The organism is Noviherbaspirillum soli, assembly GCF_015352955.1.
Taxonomy (GTDB): Bacteria; Pseudomonadota; Gammaproteobacteria; order Burkholderiales; family Burkholderiaceae_D; genus Noviherbaspirillum_A; species Noviherbaspirillum_A soli.
Genome location: NZ_JACYOX010000032.1, coordinates 46,025 through 71,458, shown reverse-complemented (window position 1 = coordinate 71,458; position 25,434 = coordinate 46,025). Strand labels below are relative to the sequence as shown.

The following is a 25,434-nucleotide window of genomic DNA, read 5'->3' as shown; positions in this document are numbered from 1 at the left end:
GCCATTCGCAATCGCTCCGACAGACTTCGTAGGGCGGAATACCCCGAAGGGGCATTCCGCCAGGCCGCCGGACAGAGGCATTGCCTGGCGCTGCCGCCCGGCTCCTGCGGGCATGGTGCAATGCCCTCCGGGGATTGCACCCCACGAAGATTGATCCATTCGCAATCGCTCCAACAGCGCATGCCCATGCGACCGGTCAATGCAGCGAAGCAAGCGCTTCAACCGCCTCATGCGCGCAGCCAGTAGTCCGGCTGCGCGTATTTTTCCTTCAGCATGTCGATGAACAGCCTGACCCGGATCGGCAGATGCCTTTGCTGCGGATACACCGCCATGATGTCGTAGTCGGGCAGCGCGAATTCATCGAGCACCGTGATCAGCTGTCCGCTGGCAAGCTGGGACTGTATTTCCCATGTGGAGCGCCAGCCCACGCCCAGGCCTTCGCTGGCCCAGCTGTGCAGCAATTCGCCGTCATTGCAGTCGAGATTGCCGTCCACCTTGACCGTCACCGGCTTGCCTCCCTTCTGGAAATACCAGCCGCGGTTCTGCCCGCCCTGAAGGTTGAATGCCAGGCAGTTGTGCTTGGCCAGGTCTTCCAGCGCGGTTGGCGTGCCATGGCGTGCGAAGTACTCGGGCGTGCCGCATACCACCCGCCGGTTGCTGGCAAGCTTGATGGCCACGAAGCTCGGGTCTATGGTGCCGCCGATGCGCACCCCGAGGTCATAGCCTTCGCGCACAAGGTCCACGACCTGGTCGGTGAGATTGAATGAGAGCCTGACTTCAGGATTGGTGCGCACGAATTCCGGCGCATGCGAGGCCACATGCTTGCGTCCGAAGGCGGCTGGCGCGGAAACCACCAGATGCCCGGTGGCCTTGTGCCTGCCTTCCGCGATCGTCTGTTCCGCCTTGTCGAGATCGCTCAGCAAACGTATGCATTGTTCGAGGTAGGCATTGCCTTCTTCGGTCAGCGTCAGATGCCGCGTAGTACGGTGCATCAGCTTGACGCCCAATCGCTTCTCAAGTGCATCGATACGCCTGCCCAGCATCGCAGGGCTGATCTTCTGCGCAAGGCCGGCGCGTGCCAGGCTGCCCTTCTCGGCGACCTCGATGAACGTTTCGATCTGCTTTAGCTTGTCCATGGCAGATGATTGTTCCATACCGTGAGTATCGAGTAAAGCGACGTTTCGTCGTCTTATCGTGACGTGCCTTTGTGGCTACCATGGCTTTCAGTGATTTTCGATTTCGCATGCAAGCTAAAACATTGGAGACTAATCATGGCAAAGATGACGGCAGCACAGGCAGCGGCTCACGTGCTTGAAAAGGAAGGCATCACCCAGGTATTTGGCGTTCCGGGTGCAGCCATCAATCCGTTTTATGCAGCAATGAAGAAGCAGGGCGGCATAGCGCATCATCTTGCGCGCCACGTTGAAGGCGCCTCGCATATGGCTGAAGGCTATACGCGCGCCGTGCCGGGCAACATCGGCGTATGCATAGGCACCTCCGGCCCCGCCGGCACTGACATGATCACCGGGCTGTACTCCGCGCAGGCCGATTCGATTCCCATACTCTGCATCACCGGTCAGGCGCCGCGCGCCCGCTTGCACAAGGAAGACTTCCAGGCCGTCGACATCGAGTCGATCGCCAAGCCCGTAACGAAGTGGGCAGTCACAGTGCGCGAGCCGGCGCTGGTGCCGCGCGTGTTCCAGCAGGCCTTTCACCTGATGCGCTCGGGCCGTCCGGGCCCGGTGCTGATCGATCTGCCGTTCGATGTGCAGATGGGCGAAATCGAATTTGATCCCGACACGTATGAGCCGCTGGAAGTCTACAAGCCCAAGGCCAGCCGCGCACAGATCGAGAAGGCACTTGCGATGTTCAACGATGCCGAGCGGCCTTTGATCACGGCCGGCGGCGGCATCATCAATGCCAATGCATCAGAGTTGCTGGTGGAATTCGCCGAGCTGACCGGCGTGCCAGTCGTTCCCACCCTGATGGGCTGGGGCGTGATCCCCGACGACCATCGCCTGATGGCGGGCATGGCCGGCCTGCAGACCAGCCACCGCTATGGCAACGCCACAATGCTGGCATCGGACTTCGTGCTTGGCATAGGCAACCGCTGGGCCAACCGCCACACCGGCTCGGTCGACGTCTTCACCAAGGACCGCAAGTTCGTTCATGTGGATATCGAGCCTACCCAGATCGGCCGTGTGTTCGGCCCGGACTATGGCATCGTCTCCGATGCGGGCGCCGCTTTGAAGCTGTTTATCGAAGTGGCAAAGGAGTGGAAGGCGCAGGGCAAGCTGCGTGACCGCAGCGCCTGGGTCGAGCAGTGCCTGCATCGCAAGCGCACCATGCAGCGCCGTACCCATTTCGACCAGGCGCCGATCAAGCCGCAGCGCGTCTATGAAGAGATGAACAAGGCGTTTGGCCGCGACACCTGCTATGTCAGCACCATTGGCCTGTCGCAGATCGCGGCAGCGCAATTCCTGCACGTATACAAGCCGCGGCACTGGATCAACTGCGGACAGGCGGGTCCGCTGGGCTGGACCATTCCCGCTGCGCTGGGCGTCTGCGCCGCCGATCCGCAACGCAAGGTGGTCGCCATTTCCGGCGACTACGACTTCCAGTTCATGATCGAGGAGCTTGCCGTCGGCGCGCAGTTCCACCTGCCTTACCTGCATGTGGTGGTCAACAATTCCTATCTTGGCCTTATCCGGCAGGCGCAACGCAATTTCGACATGGATTTCTGCGTGCAGCTTTCCTTCGAAAACATCAATGCGCCAGAACTGAATGGCTACGGCGTCGACCATGTTGCGGTTGTCGAGGGCCTGGGCTGCAAGGCCTTGCGTGTCACGCAGCCGGATGACATTCCAGCCGCGTTCGAACAGGCCCAGAAGTGGATGGAAGAGTTCAGGGTGCCGGTAGTGGTGGAGATCATCCTGGAGCGCGTGACCAATATCGCCATGGGCACCGAGCTGAACAACGTCAATGAATTCGAAGAGATCGCGACGGAGCGCCAGCATGCGCCGACGTCCGCCGTGCCATTCGAAGACGCATGAAGGACAGGAGACCAATAATGACAAGACTCGCAGCCAACCTGACGATGCTGTTCAATGAATATCCATTCATGGACCGCTTCGAAGCTGCCGCCCGCGCGGGCTTTCGCGGCGTTGAATTTCTGTCGCCCTACTCGTTCCATATCGACCAGCTGGCCGACAAGCTGGCGCTGTACCAGCTCGAACTGGTATTGCACAACCTGCCTTCCGGCGACTGGGATGCGGGCGAGCGCGGGATAGCCTGCCATCCCGACCGGGTCAGCGAATTTCGCGAAGGCGTGGATGAAGCCATTCTCTATGCCCGCGGACTCGGCGTGAAGCAGGTGAACTGCCTGCTCGGCATCACGCCGCCGGGCGTGCATCGCGAGCAGGCGCACGACACCGCGGTGGCCAACCTGGGCTATGCGGCCGGCAAGCTCAAGGAAGCCGGAATACGCCTGCTGATCGAGCCGATCAACACGTTCGACATCCCGGGCTTTTTCCTGTCGCGCACCGCGCAGGCGGCGAAGCTGATCCGCGACACCGGCTCGGATAATGTGTTCATTCAATACGACATCTATCACATGCAGCGGATGGAGGGCGAGTTGATCAACACCATGCAGGCCAATCTGCCTCTGATACGCCATGTGCAGCTCGCGGACAACCCCGGACGTTTCGAGCCCGGCACCGGTGAAATCAATTACCGCGTAGTGCTGTCGAGGCTGGATGCCATGGGTTACGACGGCTGGGTCGGATGCGAATACAAGCCCAGGGCGGGCACCCTGGAAGGCCTGGGCTGGCGCGCCGAACACGGCCTGTGAGCCTGGCTGCATGAATGGACGAATTGCACACTGAACACGATCACGGAGACTGAGCATGACAAAAATCGGATTTATCGGACTGGGCATCATGGGCGCGCCAATGGCGGCCAACCTGCAGGCTGGCGGGCACAAACTCTATCTGCATGACAGGAAGAATCCGCCCGCCGCATTGATCGAAGGCGGCGCAACGGTGTGCACCTCGGCTACCGAGGTAGCCAAGCGCGCGGACGTCATCATCGTCATGGTGCCGGACACGCCGCATGTGGAAGCGGTGCTGTTTGACGAGGATGGCGTGGCAAAGGGCCTCACGCCGGGCAAGATCGTTGTGGACATGAGTTCGATCTCACCCATTGCCACCAAGACCTTTGCCCAGCGCATCAATGCCTTGAGCTGCGAATACCTCGATGCCCCGGTGTCGGGCGGCGAGGTCGGGGCCAAAGCCGCGTCGCTGACCATCATGGTTGGTGGTTCGAAGGAAGCTTTCGGCATCGTCAAGCCGCTCTTTGAACTGATGGGCAAGAACATCACGCTGGTCGGCGGCAACGGTGACGGCCAGACCACAAAGGTTGCCAACCAGATCATCGTCGCGCTGAACATCCAGGCGGTGGCGGAGGCGCTGCTGTTCGCGTCCAAGGCCGGTGCCGACCCGGCCAAGGTACGCGAAGCCCTGATGGGCGGCTTTGCTTCCTCGCGCATCCTGGAAGTGCATGGCGAGCGCATGGTCAAGCGCACCTTCAATCCGGGCTTTCGCATCGAGCTGCACCAGAAGGACCTGAACCTGGCATTACAGGGCGCCAAGGCCTTGGGCGTCTCATTGCCCAATACCGCGGCCACGCAGGAGCTGATGAATTCCTGCGCGGCGCATGGCATGAGCGGACTCGACCACTCGGCCCTGTGCCAGGCCATTGAAATGATGTCGAATCATCAGATCGCGCAATCGCAGTCCTGACCTTGACTGGCAGGCGGGGCATGGGCAGCCCCGTCTGCTGCCGGCTTTGGCCCATGCAGTCTCGACCTCGTCATGCAAAGCAGGTAGCATTTGAGGACAACAGGAGACACGCTGCATGAGCGACAACAATGAAGCCCAGTTCGAGACGGTCAATGTCTCGCATGAAGAATTCCGCGCCGGACTTCCCCACGGACGCTTTCGCGTCATCATCAACCCGGCGCTTGCGCCCAAGTATGTTCAGCATCGGCTCTGGATCAAGCTCCTGCTGCTACCCGTGCTGGGCATGGGCGTGGCGCTCGGCATTTCCGGCTATCTGTGGGCTGGCCTTATCCTGGTGCTGATTGGCGTGCTGATTCCAAGGATCATACGCAGGCGTGCGCCGGAGCTGCTTCTGCATCTCGCCACGCGGGACAGGAATATCTACCGGGAAGCAATCGAGTACGAAATCATGGAAGTGCGGGCGAGGGCATAGGCCTTACTGCGATTTTTCGCGATGGTAACGCGGGATTGTTTACTGGTAGTTGAAGGATAATTTCCTACTGCTAATGATTGCTGGAAAGCTTCACCCTATATACAACAATAACCGCTTTTCTGTGCGATGTTTGGCACGTGCATGCTGGCGGGGATCCATGGAAATCGCTATTCTATTTAAAAGCGTTTTTACCCGGATCTGGCATGAACACAAATGAGAGCGTTGCTGTTTTTCCCTTTGCCGACCACCGCGCGATCGACGAGGTTGACGACGACATCTACGACGCGCAATTGAGTGACGACGAAATACTGATGGCTTTTCTGAGCGATGGCTGTGACCTTGACGGCACGCCCTTGCTGATGTTGAACGAGCAAGGTGTATTGCCTCGTACCGACGACAGAATGCCCACCCTGCACTGACCTGCTGCCGGCGACCTGTTTCCCAGGCGTCGGCTATTCCAGAAACGGTTGTCACTGCCGCGCAGCCGAACAGCCGACTGCAATGCCCGCTTGGTAAGGCATTGCCCTTGCATCATCTTTAATTTAATAACGCCAACGGTTGGCACATCCAGTTGGCGGGAGACAAACGAACCCTCACAGGCTGCCTCAATCCGCTTGCACTGGCCCTGGGCGCTCGGCGTTCTGGCCTGGTTCGTTGCGATTCTAAGGAGACTGATGTGAACAGAGCTTCGGTTGTACTTGAGGATAACGTCCAGTTTCTCCAGCTGCTGGCTGAGGTGCGCGCCAGGATCGAATCGGCTGGCTGTACTGACCGGCTGGACGCGAAGGCCTGGCTGGAACGCTGGCTGGTCACGCCCAATCCCGCCTTCGGGGGGGCATTGCCGCGCGATGTGTACCGCATCAGGAAGGAAAGCCCCATTGCACCACCGGATGTCGCTACGGAACTGATGGGGCGGCTCGAAAGGGAATCGTTCCAGGTATCGCCGAGGCATTGGTAAGTCTGCAAGCGCTTTCTGGGGCAAGCCCCTTCGCTCCCTTGCGCCGCAACGGTGCCGTCCCGTCAGACGCGGCGAATGGCAATGCAACCCGTGGCAGTTGGCCAATCGATCGGCCAGCATTCAGGTCCGCCTTGTCACTCGCCCATGGGCATTTTCCCGCGTCGAAGCGTCTTTTATAAAAAGACCAATGCTTTTTACGTTAATTGACGCCTAAAACGCATAAAAATCAGCGTAAGCGCTCTTTAAATTGCCGGCAGCGACCACAGATCAAATCATGTGGCGCAAATTCTGTTGTAATTGCGGTGTAACGACGTCGACCAGGGGCACGGTATTGCTTGCCAACCGGACCACTGACGCGGGACGACATGTTTTGCAGCGCTTTTTTCGAAGTAATCCCGCTGAAAACATCGGTTTGAAAAGGGGCTTCATTCCCTTATGGTGCGTATATTGGCAAGCGCCCTGGCCTATGCCGTCCTCGATGGCGGCGCGCCTTGGGAAAGCCGGTAAATTATTTTCGACAAGGAATCCGAGTGAATAGAAATTACTCTCAAGGCGCGATATGGGCAGCGATCATGTTCATGCTGGTCATCGCGTTTGGCCAGATCGACAGCGATGAAAAGGTCGGCGCTGGAAAAGCTACGCCTTATTCGGAGATGCTGGCCCAGATCAAGGCAGGCAATATCAAGGAAGCCACCATCGAGGGCCGCAAGATTACCGCGGTGACCAACAGCGGTACCGTGCTGCGGTCCACCACGACGGAACTTGACCGTGGCCTGATCGGCGACCTGATGAACAATGACGTGAAGTTCGACGTCAAGAATCCGGAGCCGCCGTCCTTCCTGGCCCAGATCTTCATTTCCTGGTTCCCGATGCTGCTTCTGATCGGCGTCTGGATCTTCTTCATGAAGAAGTCGCAGGGCAAGGGCGGCATGGGCGGCATGCTGTCGGTTGGCAAGTCCAAGGCCCGCATGCTCGACGAGAAGTCCAACCAGGTGACCTTTGCCGACGTCGCCGGTTGCGATGAGGCCAAGGAAGAGGTTGGCGAGATCGTCGACTTCCTGCGCGACCCCAGCCGCTTCCAGCAGCTCGGCGGCCACGTCCCCCATGGCGTGCTGATGGTTGGCCCGCCGGGTACCGGCAAGACCCTGCTGGCAAGGGCAATTGCAGGCGAGGCGCGAGTGCCGTTCTTCACCATCTCGGGCTCCGACTTCGTCGAGATGTTCGTCGGTGTCGGCGCCTCCCGGGTGCGCGACATGTTCCAGAATGCCAAGCAGCATGCGCCCTGCATCATCTTCATCGACGAGATCGATGCCGTCGGCCGCCAGCGCGGCAATGGCATGGGCGGCGGCAATGACGAGCGTGAGCAGACGCTGAACCAGATGCTGGTCGAGATGGACGGCTTCGAGCCCAACTCGGGTGTGATCGTGATCGCGGCGACCAACCGCGCGGACGTGCTGGACAAGGCGCTGCTGCGTCCGGGTCGTTTCGACCGTCAGGTGATGGTCGGCTTGCCGGACATACGCGGTCGCGAGCAGGTGCTGAACGTGCATATGCGCAAGGTGCCGATTTCCAAGGACGTGCAGGCCCATGTGCTGGCCCGCGGCACGCCGGGCTTTTCGGGCGCCGAGCTGGCTAACCTGGTGAACGAGGCAGCCTTGTTCGCGGCACGCCGCAACAAGCAGATCGTTGACATGCAGGACTTCGAGGATGCCAAGGACAAGATCATCATGGGTCCGGAGCGCAAGTCGGCCGTGATGCGGGAGGAAGAGCGCCGCAATACTGCCTACCACGAGTCCGGCCATGCCGTGATTGCCGCCCTGCTGCCCAAGGCGGACCCGGTCCACAAGGTCACCATCATGCCGCGCGGCTTCGCGCTGGGCCTGACCTGGCAGCTGCCCGAGCATGATCGCGTCAACATGTACAAGGACAAGATGCTGGAAGACATCGCCATCCTGTTCGGCGGACGGATCGCGGAAGAGCTGTTCATGCACCAGATGTCGACCGGCGCTTCCAACGACTTCGAGCGCGCAACCAAGCTGGCGCGCGCGATGGTGACTCGCTACGGCATGTCCGAAGCGCTGGGCACCATGGTGTATGTGGATGACGACCAGGGCATGGGCGGTATGTCCGCGCCCACCATTTCCGAGGAAACCCAGCAGAAGGTGGACGAGGAAATCCGCAGCATACTGGACCGTCAGTACGCCCTGGCCCGCAGTCTGCTGGAAGCCAATCGCGAGAAGGTGGAAGTGATGACCAACGCGCTGCTGGAATGGGAAACCCTGGATTCCGACCAGGTGAAGGACATCATGTCCGGCGGCGAGCCGCGTCCGCCGAAATACGGCGTGCCGGAGAAGCGGCAGTCCAGTTCCGGCCCGATCGCACCGAGCGCGCCTGCCACCGTCTGAGCCAGGCAAGCCCAAGCAGCACAACAAGAAACCCCGCCTTCCTTACAGGAGGCGGGGTTTTTTCATGGGTGTTTTCCTGCGTGATCAGGCAACGGTGTCGCTGCCCGGATTCCAGCGCCGCACCGCGCCCGACTCGATGCCGAACAGGTCGAGCACCCGTCCCACGCTATGGTCGACCATCTCGTCGATCGATGCCGGCTTGGCATAGAAGGCCGGCACCGGCGGGCTGATAATGGCGCCGGCTTCGGTGACTGCCACCATGCTGCGCAGGTGGCCAAGGTGCAGCGGCGTTTCCCTCAGCATCAGCACCAGGCGGCGTCGTTCCTTGAGTGTTACGTCGGCCGCGCGGGAGAGCAGGCTGCCGGTGATGCCGCTGGCGATTTCCGACAGGCTTTTGATCGAGCACGGCGCGATGACCATGCCGCTTACCCGGAATGAGCCGCTGGCAATGGCGGCGCCGATGTCGGCGTTGGAATAGGTGACTTCCGCCAGGGCCTTGACCTCGGCAACGCTCATATCGGTTTCATGGGTGAGGGTGAGCTGGGCGGACTTGCTCATGACCAGGTGGGTTTCCACGCCCAGAGTGCGCAGCATCTGCAACATGCGCACGCCATAGATGACGCCGGAAGCGCCGCTGATGCCTACGATGAGACGAGCGGGTTCGGGCGGGCTGGCTTGCATGGCAATCTCCGGTGATGCGGCCGGGAAACCGGCCGCTGCGGCGGAATTTTACTTCACCAGCACGACCGGCACTTCCGACAGGTGAATGATCTTGCTTGCCACCGAGCCGACCAGCAGGCTGCCGATATTGCCCAGGCCGCGATTGCCGATCATGATTTCGTCGCATCCGTTCTCGCGGGCAAAGCGGGAAATCACTTCCGCCGGCTCGCCCACGAACAGGTGCTCGCTATGCGCGATGCCGGCGCCATCCAGCAGGGCCTGCGCCGGCGCCAGCGCCTTCACGCCTTCGTCATGGTGATACTGCTTGACCTGCGCTCCGCTGATGAAGGTGGCAACTGTACCATGCAGCGGATACTGGACGTTGACCAGCGACACCTGGTACTGGTCCTTGGTCGCGGAGGCGCGCTTGATAAGGTAGGAAACGGCGCGCAGGGCATTTTCCGATCCGTCTATGGCCAACAGTATTTTCAGCATTGATCTTCTCCGCAGTAGTTATGAGCAAGGAAAGGCGTGCTAGCGCACGCCTTGTCATGTATTGACGCTTGTTTTATTTGTTGCCGGAACTGGCGGAAGGCTTGTCATGCGACGCAGCCAGGTCTTCCATCGCCGGGACGCGGGCCTGGGCGCGCGCCGCCAGCATCTTGCCGACAACGACCACCAGTATCGCACCCACTACCGGTCCGATCCAAGTGGCGGCCGGCAGGTTGGCGGCAACCCAGTCCTTGGTGGCGACGTCGGTGACCACCATGCCGCCGGCGATCCAGCCCAGCAGGGCGCCGCCCAGCACGATGACGATGGGAAAGCGGTCCATCAGCTTGATCACCAGCTGGCTGCCCAGCATGATGATCGGGATGCTCAGCAGCAGGCCGAAGATGATCAGGAATTTGCTGTCGCCGGCGGCGCCCGCAATGGCGATCACGTTGTCCAGGCTCATCACGGCGTCGGCCACGATGATGGTCTTGATGGCCGCGGCAAGCGTGGTGCCGGCTTCGATGTTATGGCCTTCCTCCTGCTCCGGCAGCAGCAGCTTGATGCCGATCCAGAGCAGCAGGGCAGCGCCGACCAGCTTCAGATAAGGCACGGCGAGCAGGGTGACTGCGAACAGGATCAGCACGACGCGCAGGCCAATGGCGCCGGCCATGCCCCAGATGATGCCGAGCTTGCGCTGGCGTTCCGGGAGACGGCGGCATGCCAGTCCGATGACCACGGCGTTGTCGCCGCCGAGAACGATATCGATGGCGACGATCTGCAGCACCGCCATCCAGAATGCGGGATTGGTGAAGTCCATGTTTGCTAGCCTGACTGTTAAGGGTTGGAGGAGAGATGGCACGGCGCCGGAGGGCGTCGCCGCGCAAAAGCGCCGCTCCTGTATAGCCAGGAGCCAGTGGGGCCGACTATAGCACTAGACAACATCAGTTTTTTCGAGAGGTTTCTGCGGAAAAAGCGTAGTTTTACCGGAATGGCCCCTGCTTGGGCTTGCTTATGTTCTGGCAACGTCGCGGTTTTGCGGCTAGATCTGGCTTGAATAAACCAGCTTCGGGCTGGCCTGTTCCGGCTGCTTGATATGGTCCAGCGGCAGCACATGCGTCTGCTTGATCTTCTTGAGCGCGATGTTGGATTTCACGTTCGCCACCCCCGGCAGGCGCAGCAGGCGCTTCATCATGAAGCTGGAAAACGAGGCCAGGTCGGGCGCCAGCACCCGCAGCACATAGTCCGCCTCGCCCGTCACCGAAAGGCATTCCAGCACTTCGGGCATGTCCGCCACTGCGCTTTCGAATGCCTCGCTGCGCGCTTCGCCATGCCGCTCCAGGGTCACCGAGGTGAAGGCGATCACGCCGAGGCCGAGGATGTCCGGGTCGAGTATGGCGGCGAACTGGCTGATCACGCCGGATTCTTCAAGGCGCTGTATGCGGCGGCTGACCTGCGATGTCGACAGATGAACCTTCTCCCCCAGAGCGCTGTTGGTGGCCTTGCCGTCCCGCTGCAGGCTGGCCAGTAACTCGACATCGAATCGGTCTACGGTAATTGTCGTCAAAATTTCTCCTGAATATCAAAAATGGTGCGAAATTTGTGCATCAGAAGGCCAATATAGCAGCAAATTTGCGCAAAAAATGCGCGAGATACAACTTACACTTAAAGGATGAATCGCCGCCGGGCGTGCGGGAAAACCGCCCGTGCCCGACCGTACAACCCTCCTTTCAGGAAACCGCCATGTCCGATCTGTTTGACAATCCCATGGGCCTCATGGGCTTCGAATTCGTCGAGTTCGCCTCGCCCACCCCGAACGTGCTGGAACCGGTATTCGAGATGATGGGCTTCACCAGGGTTGCCAGGCATCGTTCCAAGGATGTGGTGCTGTACCGGCAGGGCGACATCAACTTCATCATCAACAATGAGCCCAACAGCATTGCCTCCTATTTCGCCGCGGAGCATGGTCCGTCCGCCTGCGGCATGGCATTCCGCGTGAAGGATGCGCACAAGGCCTACAAGGCGGCGCTGGCGCTCGGCGCCCAGCCGGTGGACATTCCGACCGGGCCGATGGAGTTGCGGCTGCCTGCGGTCAAGGGCATCGGCGGCGCGCCGCTTTACCTGATCGACCGCTTCGAGGAAGGCAAGTCGATCTATGACATCGATTTCGAATTCCTGGAAGGCGTGGACCGCCATCCGTGCGGCCATGGGCTGAAGCTGATCGATCACCTGACGCATAACGTGTATCGCGGCCGCATGTCCTACTGGGCCGGCTTTTACGAGAAGCTGTTCAATTTCCGCGAGATCCGCTACTTCGACATTTCCGGCGAATATACCGGCCTGACATCCAAGGCGATGACCGCGCCTGACGGCAAGATCCGCATTCCGCTGAACGAGGAATCGAAGCAGGGCGGCGGCCAGATCGAGGAATTCCTGATGCAGTTCAACGGCGAAGGCATACAGCATATCGCCCTGATCACCGACGACCTGGTGTCGACGCTGGACCAACTGAAGATGGCCGGCGTGCCGCTCAATACCGCGCCGCCGGCGACCTATTACGAGATGCTCGAGAGCCGTCTGCCGGGCCATGGCGAGCAGGTATCGGAGTTGCAGACACGCGGCATCCTGCTCGACGGCAGCACCGCGGGCGGCGAGAAGCGCCTTCTGTTGCAGATTTTTTCTCAGCCGGTGCTTGGCCCGGTGTTCTTCGAGTTCATCCAGCGCAAGGGCGACGAGGGATTCGGCGAAGGCAACTTCAAGGCGCTGTTCGAATCGCTGGAACGCGACCAGATCCGTCGCGGCGTGCTGGAAGTGCAATAGCCCGGCTCGCTGCCGGCCTGGCATGTAACGACAAAGACAAGGTCATAACCCGCAGGAATGCGTCGTACTTTCTTGGAGGGTTTGCTTAGGTTTGCTTATAAAGCGGGAATACTATTTCCGAATGCCTGGCATATGATTTTGCTTGCCGCCCGGCCTGCAACGCCGGGCCGGAAAACGGATCTGACGACTGATCCCAATGCATGCGCGCGGCGCCAATACCGGCGCCGCCGTTTTGCCCGACAAGGAGGCACCATGGAAAAACTCGATTCGACCCGCGCAGCGGCCCTGCTGGCGACATTGCCCGACTGGGCGCACGACAGCCAGCGCGACGCCATCAGCCGCACTTTCCAATTCCGGGATTTCCCGCAGGCCTTTGCCTTCATGACGCAGCTGGCGCTCATGGCGGAAAAGCGCAACCATCATCCCGAGTGGTCCAATGTCTACAACCGGGTGACCATTACCTATACCACCCATGACGCCAATGGCCTGACGCAGAAGGACATCGACCTTGCAGGCTATGCCGATGCGGTCTATGCGGGCTTTGCCGCGCAGCCGCAGCTGGCCGAGGGCGCCTGATCGCTGGCTGACCGAGGAGACCACGACAATGGAAACGATGGATCATGCCATCGCACAGCCGCAGCGCGCCGACTGGGTGATAGACCAGGGCTGGGAACACTACACCGCGCAGGAACACGCCGTCTGGAAGACCCTGTTCGAGCGGCAGACCGCATTGCTGCCCGAGCGGGCCTGCGATGAGTTCGTCGCCGGCATGCGCGCCCTTCCGATAGGCGCGGACCAGATTCCGGATTTCCGCGCACTGAGCGAGGTGCTGATACGGCATACCGGCTGGCAGGTGGTGGCGGTGCCCGGCCTGGTGCCGGATGAAGTGTTCTTCGCGCATCTGGCCAATCGGCGCTTTCCCGCGGGTCAGTTCATACGCCGCGCCGAGCAGCTTGATTACCTGCAGGAACCGGACATCTTCCATGATGTGTTCGGCCACGTGCCGATGCTGATGAACCCGGTCATCGCCGACTACATCCAGGCCTATGGCGAGGGCGGACTGAAGGCAAAGAAGCTTGGCGTGCTGGATCAGCTGGCGCGGGTTTACTGGTACACCGTCGAGTTCGGGCTGGTGCAGCAGGACGAAGGCCTGCGCATCTACGGCGCCGGCATTGCCTCTTCCCATTCGGAGTCGCTGTTTGCGGTGGAGGATCCTTCCCCCAACCGCATCGGCTTCGACCTGGAACGGGTGATGCGCACCCGCTATCGCATCGACGATTTCCAGGAAACTTATTTCGTCATTCCCAGCTTCGATGCGCTGCTGGATCTCGCGAAAATCGATTTCGCTCCGCTGTATGAGGCCGTGCGCGGCCAGGACGAACTGGAGCCGGGCACCGTGCTGCCCAGCGATCGCGTGCTGACCCGGGGCACCGGCGCCTACCATCGCGCCAGGCGTGCCGCAGGCGCGTGACGCCTGCGGCATGCATCCCCATCATTCATCGAGGAGACCCCATGGACCACAGTAATCAGACCGTGCTGGTGACAGGCGCGGGCGGCAATCTCGGCCGCGCGCTGGCACAACTGTTTGCCCGGCGCGGCGCCAGGCTGGTATTGCTCGAGCGCGACGGCGCGCATCTGCGCCGCGTGTATGGCGACGACAATGAGCGCCAGCTGCTGCTGGCAGCCGACCTGCTGGTGCAAGGCCAGGTCGATGCCGCGGTCAGGGCCGCGCAGGAACGGTTTGGCGGCATCGACGTGCTGTGCAATATCGCCGGCGGTTTCCGCATGGGTCCGCCGGTGCATGAAACGCCGGACGAGGATTGGGACTTCCTGTTCGGCCTGAACACGAGGAGCGTGGTGCATGCAGTGCGCGCGGTGGTGCCGGGGATGATTGCCTCCGGCGGCGGCAGGATCGTCAGCGTCGCCGCCAATTCCGCGCTGAAGGGCGTGCCGGGCATGGCCGCCTACTGCGCGTCCAAGGATGCGGTGATCCGCATCACCGAAGCCATGGCAGCCGAACTGAAGGACAAGCGGATCAATGTGAACTGCGTGCTGCCAAGCGTGATCGACACGCCGGAAAATCGCGCCGCCATGCCCGATGCGGACCCGGGACGCTGGGTAAGCCCGGATGCGCTTGCTGAGGTGATCGCCTTTCTGGCGTCGGAGGGCGCCCGCGCCATCAATGGCGCGGCGATCCCTGTGGTGGGGAGGGGGTAGGTCAGCAGTATCGGCCTACGGCGAAGGTCTTCGACACGGGCCTGGCAAGGGGCCGGGAAAAACGGCCTACCTGGCCGCCGCAGCCGGTTCCAGCCCGCTGTCGCGCATGGTCGGATGCGCCTCGCCGGAAGCGAGGAAACGGATCAGTTCCTGCGCGCCTTTCTCGTTCTGCGCGCCCTTGACGATGCCGGCGGAAAACACCGTCACCTTCTGCGCTTCCGCCGGGATCGGGCCCACGATGGTGATGCCCCTGATCGGCTTCAGTTCGCTCAGCTGCTGGAAGCCGATCTCGGCATCGCCGCGCGCCACGACCTTGCCGACCGGCTCGGCGGGGATCATGCGGCTCTTGTCCCTGACCTGTTCCTCCACGCCCAGCTTCCTGTACATCTGGGTGGAGATGTAGACGCCGCTGGCGCTATCCGACACCGCGATGGATTTCGCGTTCAGCACCGCCTTGATCAGATCGTCCCTGGTCCGCAACGGCGGCACCGGCGCGCCTTCCCTGACGGCCATTGCAATGACGGAGCGAACCAGCTCGGTGCGGGAGGCGGGCAGCACCCGGTTCTGCTCGATCAGCTGGCCCAGGGCCGAGTCGGCAAGGATGACCACATCCGCCGCTTCGCCGCGCGCCAGGCGGTTGGGAATGGCCTGCGGCGTGGCGCCCATCGACGGCCCGTGCACGGTGACGACCTTGTAGCCGTGGCCGGCTTCGAACTGCGGCACCAGCGCGTCATAGGCGGCGCTGAAGCCGCCCGAAATCATCACCTTCACTTCCTGCGCCGCCTGGGCATGGGCCGGCGCCGCGGCCAGCGTCGAGGCCAGCAGGGAAAACGCCACTGCCTGGCGCAGGCCCTTCACCATGGTACGGATCATTTGTCTGTCTCCCGTTATCGTTCGTATCGAGCAGGGTGCCCGGATTTATTGCGGTTCGATCTTGGCGGCCTTGATCACATTGGCCCAGGTCACGGTTTCCTGCTGGATCAGCTTGGCGAAGTCTTCCGGGCTGCCGCCGCCCACTTCGGCGCCGGTGTCCTCGATGCTTTTCTTCACGTCAGGCGCAGCCAGGATGGCATTGACCTCCTTGTTGAGCCGGCTGACGATGGCGGCCGGCGTGCCTGCGGGCACGACCAGGCCCTGCCAGTTATAGGAGACGAAGTTCTTGACGCCGGCTTCCTGCATGGTCATCACGTCCGGCGCCACCGCCAGGCGCTTGTTGCTGCTCACAGCCAGCGCCTTCAGTTTGCCCGAGCGCAGGTTGGGCAGCGCCGAATAACCCATTTCGAACATCAGCGGCACATGGCCAGCCAGCAGGTCTGTGGTGGCTGGCGCGCCGCCCTTGTAGGGAACATGGGTGAGCTGGATGCCGGCCAGCATGTTGAACATCTCGCCCGACAGGTGGTGCGCGCCGCCGACGCCGGACGAGGCGAAGGTCAGCTTGCCGGGAGTGGCGCGGGCCTTGGCGATCACGTCGGCCACGCTGGAAAAGCCCGAATCGGGCTGGGTCGTCAGGAACAGCGGCGCCTTCTCGATCAGCACCACCGGCTGCAGGCTCTTCGCCACGTTGTAGGGCACCGTCTTCATCAGCGTCGGATTGACTGCCAGCGGCGCCAGATTGCCCATGCCTATCGTATTGCCGTCCGGCGCCGCCTTGGCCACGAAGTCGGTGCCGATCACGCCGCCGGCGCCCGGCTTGTTGTCGACGATCACATTCGCGCCGAGCGCGTGTCCGAGCCTGATCGCTATCTGGCGCGCGCGCAGGTCGGCGAAGCCGCCCGCCGCATAGGGCACCACCAGCCTGATCGGCTGCTTGCCCGGCCATTGGTCGGCGTGCGCGGACGGCATGGCGCCAATGGCTGCAACGACGGCAAGGAGGCCGGCGCAAAGAGTGAGTCGCTTGCTTGGATTCATGATGAGCCTGGAAAATTTGACGTGGGCGGTTTTGCCTGCCTGCCGTAGCCGCATTGCACATGCCGATGGCCATATCCGTGCCCGGCATGAGGGCATATGCGTTGTACAGGCGGAACGAGGGCGCATCATGCACAATGTGCATTAATAAGTAAATTGATTAATTCTCATAAATTCATGCACGATGCGCATCGCTCTCCAGATTGATGAAATCATTGCCTTTCTCCGCATTGCCGAGAAGTCCAGCTTCAAGGCGGCAGCCGAGGAACTGTTCGTTTCGCAGCCGGCGTTGAGCCGCCGCATCGAACGGCTGGAAACCGCCATTGGCACCCAGCTTCTGGAACGCACCACGCGGCGCGTCTCGCTGACCAGGGCAGGGGAACAGTTTCTGCCGCATGCGCAGGCGGCGCTGGAAGCGCTGGAACTGGCCATGCGCAGCGTGTCGGAAACCACGGTCCAGCGCGGCGCGCTGGTGACGGTGGCCTGCGTGCCCACCGTGGCGTCACACCTGCTGCCTTCGGTGCTGAAATCCTTCTCGTCGGTCTATCCCAATGCCAGGGTGAAAATGATCGACGAGGGCGCCGCGCAGGTGCTCGACAGCGTGGTGTCGGGCATTGCAGATTTCGGCGTCAGCTTCACGGGCGCACAGGAAGCCGATATCGAGTTCGAAGGCATACGCAGCGAGCATTTCCTGCTGGCGATGCCGCGCGGCCACCGCCTGGCGACCCGGTCCGCCGTCAGTTGGGATGACCTGGCGACGGAGAGCTTCATCGCCGTCGCCGGCACCAGCGGCAACCGGGCCCTGATCGACAATGCGCTGGCAAAGGCCTCCAAGCGACCGGCGATTTTCTATGAGGCCAGCCACATCGCCGGCGCGATGGCCATGGTCAGGGCCGGCCTGGGCGTGGCCGCGGTGCCCGGCCTGGCCTTCGCCGGGGACACCCATCCCGACCTGGTGGGAGTCGCGCTGCATGGTCCGCGCATCAGCCGGACAATGGGGCTGATCAGGCGCAAGGGCAGCCAGTTGCACCCGGTTGCGCTCGCATTGATGGACATGCTGCGCTCGGCCCTGGCACGAGCCGATGCAGGATGACGCATCCGGGCTCGCGCAGCCCTCCGCCCGGCCTTGACTCTTTTGAAAGCAGCAAGCAGAGCAGCGGCTTGTGGCAGATCATTTATCGTTAGGTTTCTTACAACGGCTGCTCCCTCCAGGCGCGATCTCTTTGATCCGGATCAAGCCTGCTGCGTACTGCCGAGCAGTCGTTTGCAACTGATGATTCCGTACGGGTCAAACCAGTCACCTTTGCCGTGGCGTGGCGGTCTGCGCCGTTTTTCCATCGAAGAATCAGCGGGTGTCCGCAAGGGTGCGCCCGTTGCTCTGCATGCCTACACCTTTGCATAACCATCAAGGAGAAAGACATGACCCATAGTGCTGGACACCGAGGCTACAAAGTGGCGGCTGCGGCTGCAAGCAAGGATGATGAGCTGTATGGCAGCAGCTACCGCGCTGAAATGGAAGATGAGTCGATGCCCAACGGCATGACCACCAGAAGCCTCAATAAACAGCAGAGTTCCGAGAACCGTTCGGCCACGCCGGACCGCGGAGCCAGGGGCCGTCAGAACCGATAGGAAGAAGCAGTAAAAACGCGGCGCGCTGCCCTGGCATGGCAGCGCGCCGCTGAAGCCCGTCATGGACCTGAAGGCAGTCCTGATCCATGACGGGTCCGGGTGCGGAAGTATCGAAACGGCAGCGCCGTATCGCTCTTGACCTAACGCAGCGCCACCCCGGTGCTGGCCTGCGCCGCGCCATCGAGCCGGGACAGCAGGTTGTGCAGGACGTCGTGATGCGCATCCATGTCGGCCACAACGATCCTGACCAGGCAATCCGACGTGCCGGTCGTCCCGTAGCAGTCCACGACCTCGGACCGCATCTTCATCGTCGCCTCGAAGCTGGCGGCCACGCCTTCCGCATGCCGCGCCAGCGAGATGCCGGCATGGCGGCAGACATCCAGTCCCCCTTGCGCCGGTCGACGATGGCCGCATGCCGCTTGATATAGCCCTGTTCCTCCAGCGCCTTCCGGCGCCGCCAGCATGGCGTGGTGGGCATGCCGAGCTTGCCGGCCCGTTCCGCCAGCGGATCCGGCAGTTGTCCTGCAGCGCACGCAGGACCTTCCCTGCGCTTGCATCGAGCGAGAAGTTTCTCACGGGGAGCAATGTCGATGTCATGTCCATGGACGATGGCCCGGACGCCAACAGCGTTCCGGCCAGCCTGTCCACGGATCAGGAGTTCCGGGCAGGAACCGAAAGGCTGCCGAGATATCACTTGCCTGCGTTTGGGGAATGTTGAAAAATCGCCTCCATCGATAAAAACGACCCGGCGCAGGATGCCGTGCGCAGCGCTGCACCAGGCGCACAGGCAGGGTCCATCCCTCACGGAGACACGACATGAGCACTTGCAATCGGAAGCGGCGGGCCACGGCGGCCGCGCTGGTCCTTTCCCTAATTGTTCCGGCCCTGCCGGCCATGGCCGATGGCAAGCCGGTCAGGATGATCGTGCCCAATGCGCCCGGCTCCAGCGTGGACGCGCTGGCGCGTACCATAGGCAATCCGCTGTCCAGGCTGCTGGGCCAGCCGGTGGTCATCGAGAACCTGCCAGGCGCGGGCGGCGTGACCGGCACCAGCCAGATCGTGCGCGGCGCCAGGGACGGCAGCGTGATCGGCATGGTGTCGAACAACCATGCCGTCAATCCCAGCATCTACAAGTCCATGCCGTTCGATACGCTCAAGGACATCAAGCCGGTCTCGGTGATCGGCGGCTCGCCGTTCGTGCTGGTGGCGCATCCCTCGGTGGCGGCGAAGGACATGAAGGAACTGATCGCGCTGGCCAGGAAGAAACCCGGCGAACTCAATTACGGCTCGTCGGGCAATGGCACCATCCTGCACCTGGCGGCGGAAGCCTTCAAGAGCGAAGCCGGCGGCCTGGATATCAGGCATGTGCCCTACAAGGGCACCGGCCAGCTGACCACCGACCTGCTCGGCGGCCAGGTGCAGCTGGCGGTGCTGGGCGTGACCGGCGTGGCGCAGCACATCAAGGCCGGCAAGCTGCGCGCCATCGGCGTAACGACCAAAACCCGCTCGTCCATCCTGCCCGACGTGCCGACGCTGGCCGAGCAGGGCTTGCCCGGCTACGACATGGAAGGCTGGATCGCGCTGATCGCGCCCGCCGGCGTGCCGCAGCAGGTGGTCGACAAGCTGTATGCCGACGTCCGCAGCGCGCTGCAGAACAGGGAAGTGCAGGAAGCAATGGCGCAGCAGGGCATCACGCCGCGCGGCACAACGCCCGAGGCCACCGCGCAGTTCTTCCAGCAGGAGGTGGCGCGCTACGCGAAGATCGTCAAGGAATCGGGCGCCACGATGGAGTGAGGCGGCACAGACCGCATCCCGTGATTCCGCGAAAACATTTCCGGTAGGTAATGCTGCCGTCACATTCCCTTATTACCATCGCGCCAACAAAATAAAAAGTTGGTGCGATGTTCCGTATATCCCTCAAGACCATAGGCGCGCGCCTGCTCGCCTGTTTCGCCTTCCTGCTGCTGCTGATGGCCTGCATGACCGTGATCGCGTTGGCCCAGTTGCGCGCCACCCACGAGACCGCGCGGCTTCTGGTGGACGACAGGCTGGCGCGGCAGCAGCTGGCATCGGACTGGCTCAACGCGGTCGATCTCAATGGCGCCTACGCGGTGTCCATTGCAAGGAGCGACAGCATGGAGCTGGCGCAGTATTTCGAGGCGCTGCTGTCGCATGGCGATGCCATGGCCGAAACCCTGGACGGGCGCATGCGCGCCCAAGCGCTGGATGCGCGCGAAAGTGCACTGGCGGCGGACGTTGCCAGGCGCCGCAGCGGCTATCTGCAAAGCCGGACCGAGGTGTTCCGGTTCAAGGAAGGCGGCCGCATCCCGGAAGCGGAGCGGCTTTTCGCGGAAAAGATGACGCCCCTGTTCCAGCAATACCGGCAGGGCATTGCCGCGCTGCTGGCCTACCAGACCGAGGCGGCCGGTGCGATGTCGCGATCGGCCGCCCGTGCCTACCGCGCCAGCATCGTGATGCTGGGCGGACTTGGCGCACTGTCGCTGGCGCTGGGCATGGCGCTTGCCTGGCGCCTGTCGCGCAGCCTGGTGCCGCCGCTGCGGCAGGCGCGCGATATCGCTCTCAGGGTGTCGCAGGGAGACCTGCGTGCGTTCGACATCACGGCGGCCGGTGCCGACGAGGTCGGCCAGCTGCTGGGCGCGCAACAGGCGATGCATGCCAGCCTGGCGCAGATCGTTCACCAGGTGCGGGGAGGCGCCGAGGCGATCGCGGCGGCGTCGCGCCGGATTGCCGAAGGCAACGCCGCGCTGGCCGGACATACCGAGTCGCAGGCGGCATCGCTGCAGGAAACCGCGGCATCGATGGCGCAGCTGGCGCAGACGGTACAGCAGAATGCCGACGGCGCGGCCGAAGCCGGCGCGCTTGCCACCGGCGCGGCGCTGTCGGCCAGCCGCGGCGCCGGCCTGATGGCGCAGGCGGTCGAGAGCATGGCGCGGGTTGGCCAGTCGTCGCGCGACGTCGCGGAAATCGTCAACCTGATCGACGCGATTGCCTTTCAGACCAACATCCTGGCGCTGAACGCGGCGGTGGAAGCAGCCCGGGCGGGCGAACAGGGACGCGGCTTCGCGGTGGTGGCCACCGAGGTGCGCGGCCTGGCGGGCCGTTCGGCGGCGGCGGCGCGCGAGATCAAGGGACTCATCGGCGCATCGGCGCAGCAGGTGGAAGAGGGTGGTGCGCTGGTGCGCCAGGCAGGCGCCGGCATCCGGGAGATCGCGCAGGACGTGGAACAGCTGAGCTGCATCATGGCCCGCATCAGCGCGGCCAGCCGCGAGCAGAGCGCCGGGGTCGGCCAGGCCAATGCCGCAATCAGCCAGATCGACCAGGCGACCCAGCGCAATGCGGCCCGGGTGGAACAGGCGGCGGCCGCGGCCAGCGACCTGCGCGCGCAGGCGGTGGTGCTGGCGGGAACGGTCGCCACCTTCACGCTCGACGAGGCGAACGACCGGGACGGCCCGCACCACGCGGGATAGGCGCTCGGCCTTGCGGCCAGCTGTGGCGCGTGACCGACGCGCGCAGCGCAATCGTTAGCGCATTCCCAGCCTGACTGGCATCAACCGGCCAAGCAAGGTTGCCTTTGGAAGAGTCGCACAGGGATGTAGGGTGCAATACCCGAAGGGCATTGCACCGCGGTCGCATACCGCAAAGATCATGTCAACGACCTTCGCTGGTCCACGCATGGTGGAATGCCCCTTTGGGGTATTCCACCATGCGGCATCAGGGGCATGCCAGAAGCGCAGGATGCAAGATGCGCCGTACTTGAGTTCGCGGCATGAGGCTGGTCTGGCCAAATTCACTATAGCGTGTCCGGGATGCAGTCCCGCCTGCGGCGTACTCGACTATGCCGCTTGCCGCCATGCGATCATTTCCGTTCGCCCCGGTTGCCACGGCCGATGGTGGCCAGCACTTCCCCGGTGTGTTCGCCGATCTTGGGCAAGGCATGGCGCACGCCGGGACGGCGGCCGCCCATCAGGAGCGGCAGCAGCACGACATCGGTGCTGCCGCCCTCGTCGGTCTGCATCGGCGCCAGGCCGCCGCTGGCCTTCAGGTGCGGGTCCTGCAGCAGCTGGTCCGGACGCACGATGGGCGCGTAGGGCAGGCCGGCCGCCTCCAGCCTGGCCGACAGTTCGTCGATGCGATGGCTGGCGACGATCCCACTGAGCTGCGCCAGCAGTTCCGGCCGCACCGCCACCCGCTGCGCATTGGTCGCATATTCCGGCACATCCAGCAGGTCGGTTCGCTCCAGCAGCTGGCACAGGGTACGGAACTGCTTGTCGCTGACGGCGCCGATGAACAGCTGGTCGCCGCCGGCCAGCGTGAACACGTCGTAGACGCTCCAGGCCGATATGCGCGAAGGCATCGGCGGCGGCGCTTCGCCCGTCATCGAGTACTGCTGCATGTGCTGGGACGCCAGGAACACGCAGTTCTCGAACAGCGCGCTCTGGATTTCCTGGCCGCGGCCAGTGCGGTCGCGCTCGCGCAGCGCCGCCAGCACGCCGATGGCGCCGAACATGCCGCCCATGATGTCGTTGACCGAGGTGCCGGCGCGCAGCGGACGGCCTTCCGGCCCGGTCATGTAGGACAGGCCGCCCATCATCTGCACCACTTCATCCAGCGCCAGCCGCTTTTCATACGGGCCGGGCAGGAAGCCCTTGTGCGAAACGTAGATCAGGTGCGGATACTTCGCCGACAGCGTGGCATAGTCCAGGCCCAGGGAAGCCATCATGCCGGGCCGGAAGTTCTCCAGCATCACGTCGCAGCCGCCGATCAGCTCGACCGCGGCGGCCAGGCCATCGGGCTGGCTGATGTCCAGCACCACGCTCTTCTTGTTGCGGTTGAAGCTGCGGAAGAAGCCGATGCCCAGGCCCGGCAGCTTGCGGGTCTTGTCGCCTTCCGGCGGCTCGATCTTGATGACTTCGGCGCCCAGGTCGGCCAGGATCATGCCGCAGGTGGGGCCCATCACCATGTGGGTGAATTCGATCACGCGCAGCCCGGCCAGGGGCAGGGTGGCGCCGGCGGTATCGGGTTCGTTCATTGCTGGCTTCCTTGTCCTTGTGCGGCGCGTGCAGCCTGATGGTTGGTGAATGTCTGCGGCAGGCCGGCGCGCCACAAGGTGCCGTGCAGCGACTGGCCTTCCAGCCAGCCGGCCACGTCGGCGCGCAGCGCCAGCAGCGCGGGCAGGTCGATGCCGGTGTCCAGCCCCATGCTGGCCAGCATGTAGGCCAGGTCTTCGGTGGCGGCGTTGCCGGACGCGCCCGGCGCATGCGGGCAGCCGCCGATGCCGGCCAGCGAGGCATCGAAGCGGTTCACGCCGGCTTCCAGCGCGGCATACACATTGGCCAGCGCCATGCCGCGGGTATCGTGGAAATGGCCGCACCAGAGGCGCTCGCCGGCGATCGCCACTGCCCGGCTGAACAGATCGCGCACCATGCGCGGGTCGGCCTGGCCGACGGTGTCGGCCAGGCTGACGCGGTCGGCGCCGGCGTCGAGCAGGGCCTGCATCAGGCGCAGCACTTCCTCGACCCTGACCTCGCCCTGCAGGGTGCAGCCAAACGCCGTGCCGACGCCGCCCTCGATGAGGGTCTTTGCGCCGGCGGCGTCGCGCGCGGCGCGGATCTTCGCCACTTCGGCCACCACCTCGTCCGGCGTCCTGCGCAGGTTGGCCAGGCTGTGCGCATGGCTGGCCGACAGCGGCACGATCATCAGGTCGGCGCAGCCTTCGATGGCGCGCTCGGCGCCCTTGAAGTTGGGCACCAGCACCGAGGCCGACAGGCCGGGCAGGGTGCGGGCATAGGCCAGAAGGTCGGCGGTGTCGGCCAGCTGCGGCAACAGCCGCGCCGGCACGAAGGAGCCGACCTCGATCTCACGCACGCCTGCTTCGTATTCGCGGCGTATCCATTCGATCTTGCGTTCGGTGGGCAGGACGACGGGAATGCTCTGCAGGCCGTCGCGCAGGCCGACTTCGCGCACGGCGACGCGCTGGGGTAACTGGCTCATGGGTTTTCCTTGGCTGAGGGGCTGCATGGCGCGGCCTCCGGATGACTGGATTCTAGAGATTCGCATTGGGATCACAAGTGGTATATTGCCAGCCTTCAGATTCCATTTCGGAATCTCATCCGGGGTACTGGAGATCGCCATGCGCGATATCGACATCAAGACGCTGCGCCTGCTGGTGGCGGTATGCGACCTGCAGAACATCAAGCGCGCCGCCGTCCAGGAGCATATCGAGCCCTCGGCCATCAGCAAGCGCATCGCCCAGCTCGAGGCCGCGCTCGGCACGCCGCTCCTGGTGCGGAGCCGCCGCGGCGTGCAGCCCACGCCGGCCGGCGTGGCGCTGCTGGAACATGCGCGCACGGTGCTCTTCACGATGGAGCGCATGGAGAGCGACATTGCCGCCTTCAGCGGCGGCGTGCGCGGCCACGTGCGGCTGGTGGCCAGCGCCTCGGCGATCGCCGAAGCGCTGCTGGACGACGTCGCCGCCTTCATGCGCGAGGAGTCCAACCGCAACGTCAAGGTGGACATCGAGGAGGCGCTGTCGCGCGATATCGTGCTGGCGGTGCGCGACGGCCGGGCCGCGCTCGGCGTGCTGTGGGATACCGCCGACTTCGACGGCCTGCAGCGGCGTCCCTACCGCCGCGACCAGCTGGCCCTGGCGGTACAGGCCGGCCACCCGCTGGCTGGCCGAAACAGCATCGCCCTGCGCGAGACCCTGGACCTGGAGCATGTGGGCCTGCAGGCCAATTCCGCGGTGCACCGGATGCTGCAGCGCGCCGCGGCCCAGGCCGGCGGCAACCTCGATTACCGGGTGATCGTGTCCAATTTCGACGCCGCCTTCCGCGCCGTGGCGGCCGGGCTGGGCGTGAGCGTGATCCCGATGCAGGTCGGCTCGGTCTATGCGGCCTTCGCCAACGTGAAGCTGGTGCCGCTGACGGACGACTGGGCCAGCCGGCGCTTCGCGGTCTGCTTTCGCGACCAGGCATTGCTGCAGCCGGCAGCGCTGCGCATGCTCGACTACCTTGCGGCCAGGGTGGAAGGCTGACCGCCGGCAGGCCGACTTTCACCGCT

At 63.3% G+C, this 25,434-nt stretch carries 27 protein-coding genes; 16 read left to right on the top strand and 11 right to left on the bottom strand.

The features are described 5' to 3' along the window. Positions 1-227 precede the first annotated feature (227 nt). Complete coding sequence (locus tag IGW04_RS19595; protein WP_194714782.1) at positions 228-1,136, bottom strand: LysR family transcriptional regulator; 909 nt, start codon at positions 1,134-1,136, stop codon at positions 228-230. Between the two features lie 135 nt (positions 1,137-1,271). Here IGW04_RS19595 and gcl point away from each other — a divergent pair, with 135 nt between their 5' ends. From gcl to ftsH, 7 genes are all read left to right on the top strand, one after another. Further along, a complete protein-coding gene (gcl, locus tag IGW04_RS19590) occupies positions 1,272-3,053 on the top strand; it encodes a glyoxylate carboligase (protein ID WP_194714781.1) in 1,782 nt (593 codons plus the stop codon). A gap of 17 nt (positions 3,054-3,070) precedes the next feature. Then, positions 3,071-3,850, top strand: a complete 780-nt coding sequence (hyi, locus tag IGW04_RS19585) for a hydroxypyruvate isomerase (protein ID WP_194714780.1) — start codon at positions 3,071-3,073, stop codon at positions 3,848-3,850. A 49-nt stretch (positions 3,851-3,899) separates the two neighbouring features. Continuing rightward, a complete protein-coding gene (gene glxR / locus IGW04_RS19580) occupies positions 3,900-4,799 on the top strand; it encodes a 2-hydroxy-3-oxopropionate reductase (RefSeq protein ID WP_323744886.1) in 900 nt (299 codons plus the stop codon). Between the two features lie 115 nt (positions 4,800-4,914). After that, a complete protein-coding gene (locus IGW04_RS19575; protein ID WP_194714778.1) occupies positions 4,915-5,271 on the top strand; it encodes a hypothetical protein in 357 nt (118 codons plus the stop codon). Positions 5,272-5,474: 203 nt separating this feature from the next. Then, the gene (locus tag IGW04_RS19570) at positions 5,475-5,690 is read left to right on the top strand and encodes a hypothetical protein (RefSeq protein ID WP_194714777.1); all 216 of its coding nucleotides are present in this window, start codon (positions 5,475-5,477) and stop codon (positions 5,688-5,690) included. A 257-nt stretch (positions 5,691-5,947) separates the two neighbouring features. Further along, positions 5,948-6,229, top strand: a complete 282-nt coding sequence (locus IGW04_RS19565) for an antitoxin Xre/MbcA/ParS toxin-binding domain-containing protein (protein WP_194714776.1) — start codon at positions 5,948-5,950, stop codon at positions 6,227-6,229. 530 nt (positions 6,230-6,759) lie between these two features. Next, positions 6,760-8,634: an ATP-dependent zinc metalloprotease FtsH gene (gene ftsH / locus IGW04_RS19560; protein WP_194714775.1), complete on the top strand. Its 1,875-nt coding sequence runs from the start codon at positions 6,760-6,762 to the stop codon at positions 8,632-8,634. 84 nt (positions 8,635-8,718) lie between these two features. Here ftsH and IGW04_RS19555 read toward each other — a convergent pair whose 3' ends face one another. From IGW04_RS19555 to IGW04_RS19540, 4 genes are all read right to left on the bottom strand, one after another. Beyond that, the gene (locus IGW04_RS19555; protein ID WP_194714774.1) at positions 8,719-9,315 is read right to left on the bottom strand and encodes a UbiX family flavin prenyltransferase; all 597 of its coding nucleotides are present in this window, start codon (positions 9,313-9,315) and stop codon (positions 8,719-8,721) included. Between the two features lie 48 nt (positions 9,316-9,363). Next, positions 9,364-9,789: a universal stress protein gene (locus IGW04_RS19550; protein WP_194714773.1), complete on the bottom strand. Its 426-nt coding sequence runs from the start codon at positions 9,787-9,789 to the stop codon at positions 9,364-9,366. Positions 9,790-9,862: 73 nt separating this feature from the next. After that, positions 9,863-10,603 (bottom strand): TerC family protein, encoded by a 741-nt coding sequence (locus IGW04_RS19545; RefSeq protein ID WP_194714772.1) that lies wholly within the window; start codon positions 10,601-10,603, stop codon positions 9,863-9,865. A 222-nt stretch (positions 10,604-10,825) separates the two neighbouring features. Continuing rightward, a complete protein-coding gene (locus IGW04_RS19540) occupies positions 10,826-11,350 on the bottom strand; it encodes an Lrp/AsnC family transcriptional regulator (protein ID WP_194714771.1) in 525 nt (174 codons plus the stop codon). 176 nt (positions 11,351-11,526) lie between these two features. Between IGW04_RS19540 and hppD the strand changes: the two genes are divergently transcribed. The 4 genes from hppD (at position 11,527) to IGW04_RS19520 (ending at position 14,820) form a co-directional block, all read left to right on the top strand. Then, positions 11,527-12,603, top strand: a complete 1,077-nt coding sequence (gene hppD / locus IGW04_RS19535; protein WP_194714770.1) for a 4-hydroxyphenylpyruvate dioxygenase — start codon at positions 11,527-11,529, stop codon at positions 12,601-12,603. A gap of 252 nt (positions 12,604-12,855) precedes the next feature. After that, positions 12,856-13,179 carry a 4a-hydroxytetrahydrobiopterin dehydratase gene (locus tag IGW04_RS19530; protein WP_194714769.1) on the top strand — a complete coding sequence of 108 codons (324 nt, stop codon included), beginning with the start codon at positions 12,856-12,858 and terminating at the stop codon, positions 13,177-13,179. 28 nt (positions 13,180-13,207) lie between these two features. Beyond that, a complete protein-coding gene (phhA, locus tag IGW04_RS19525; protein WP_194714768.1) occupies positions 13,208-14,074 on the top strand; it encodes a phenylalanine 4-monooxygenase in 867 nt (288 codons plus the stop codon). Positions 14,075-14,115: 41 nt separating this feature from the next. Beyond that, a complete protein-coding gene (locus tag IGW04_RS19520; protein ID WP_194714767.1) occupies positions 14,116-14,820 on the top strand; it encodes an SDR family oxidoreductase in 705 nt (234 codons plus the stop codon). A 66-nt stretch (positions 14,821-14,886) separates the two neighbouring features. Here the strand turns inward: IGW04_RS19520 and IGW04_RS19515 are convergent, their stop codons facing one another. Together IGW04_RS19515 and IGW04_RS19510 are read right to left on the bottom strand one after the other, a co-directional pair. Beyond that, positions 14,887-15,693: a substrate-binding domain-containing protein gene (locus IGW04_RS19515; RefSeq protein WP_194714766.1), complete on the bottom strand. Its 807-nt coding sequence runs from the start codon at positions 15,691-15,693 to the stop codon at positions 14,887-14,889. Positions 15,694-15,738: 45 nt separating this feature from the next. Beyond that, a complete protein-coding gene (locus IGW04_RS19510) occupies positions 15,739-16,662 on the bottom strand; it encodes a Bug family tripartite tricarboxylate transporter substrate binding protein (protein ID WP_407672150.1) in 924 nt (307 codons plus the stop codon). Between the two features lie 247 nt (positions 16,663-16,909). Between IGW04_RS19510 and IGW04_RS19505 the strand changes: the two genes are divergently transcribed. Next, positions 16,910-17,818: a LysR family transcriptional regulator gene (locus IGW04_RS19505; protein WP_194714764.1), complete on the top strand. Its 909-nt coding sequence runs from the start codon at positions 16,910-16,912 to the stop codon at positions 17,816-17,818. 326 nt (positions 17,819-18,144) lie between these two features. Then, positions 18,145-18,354 (top strand): hypothetical protein, encoded by a 210-nt coding sequence (locus IGW04_RS19500; protein WP_194714763.1) that lies wholly within the window; start codon positions 18,145-18,147, stop codon positions 18,352-18,354. Positions 18,355-18,494: 140 nt separating this feature from the next. Here IGW04_RS19500 and IGW04_RS25875 read toward each other — a convergent pair whose 3' ends face one another. After that, positions 18,495-18,656, bottom strand: a complete 162-nt coding sequence (locus IGW04_RS25875) for an Lrp/AsnC ligand binding domain-containing protein (protein ID WP_267253706.1) — start codon at positions 18,654-18,656, stop codon at positions 18,495-18,497. Between the two features lie 2 nt (positions 18,657-18,658). Beyond that, a complete protein-coding gene (locus tag IGW04_RS25870) occupies positions 18,659-18,832 on the bottom strand; it encodes a hypothetical protein (RefSeq protein ID WP_228527227.1) in 174 nt (57 codons plus the stop codon). A 338-nt stretch (positions 18,833-19,170) separates the two neighbouring features. Between IGW04_RS25870 and IGW04_RS19490 the strand changes: the two genes are divergently transcribed. Beyond that, positions 19,171-20,148, top strand: coding sequence for a tripartite tricarboxylate transporter substrate binding protein (locus IGW04_RS19490; RefSeq protein WP_228527225.1), 978 nt, complete (start codon positions 19,171-19,173; stop codon positions 20,146-20,148). Positions 20,149-20,255: 107 nt separating this feature from the next. Further along, a complete protein-coding gene (locus tag IGW04_RS19485; RefSeq protein ID WP_194714762.1) occupies positions 20,256-21,842 on the top strand; it encodes a methyl-accepting chemotaxis protein in 1,587 nt (528 codons plus the stop codon). A gap of 389 nt (positions 21,843-22,231) precedes the next feature. Here the strand turns inward: IGW04_RS19485 and IGW04_RS19480 are convergent, their stop codons facing one another. Beyond that, positions 22,232-23,404, bottom strand: a complete 1,173-nt coding sequence (locus IGW04_RS19480; RefSeq protein ID WP_194714761.1) for a CaiB/BaiF CoA transferase family protein — start codon at positions 23,402-23,404, stop codon at positions 22,232-22,234. Next, the gene (locus IGW04_RS19475) at positions 23,401-24,366 is read right to left on the bottom strand and encodes a hydroxymethylglutaryl-CoA lyase (protein ID WP_194714760.1); all 966 of its coding nucleotides are present in this window, start codon (positions 24,364-24,366) and stop codon (positions 23,401-23,403) included. Before IGW04_RS19475 ends, IGW04_RS19480 begins: the two co-directional genes overlap by 4 nt. 139 nt (positions 24,367-24,505) lie before the next feature. Between IGW04_RS19475 and IGW04_RS19470 the strand changes: the two genes are divergently transcribed. After that, positions 24,506-25,408, top strand: a complete 903-nt coding sequence (locus IGW04_RS19470; protein WP_194714759.1) for a LysR family transcriptional regulator — start codon at positions 24,506-24,508, stop codon at positions 25,406-25,408. The last annotated feature ends 26 nt before the right edge of the window (positions 25,409-25,434 follow it).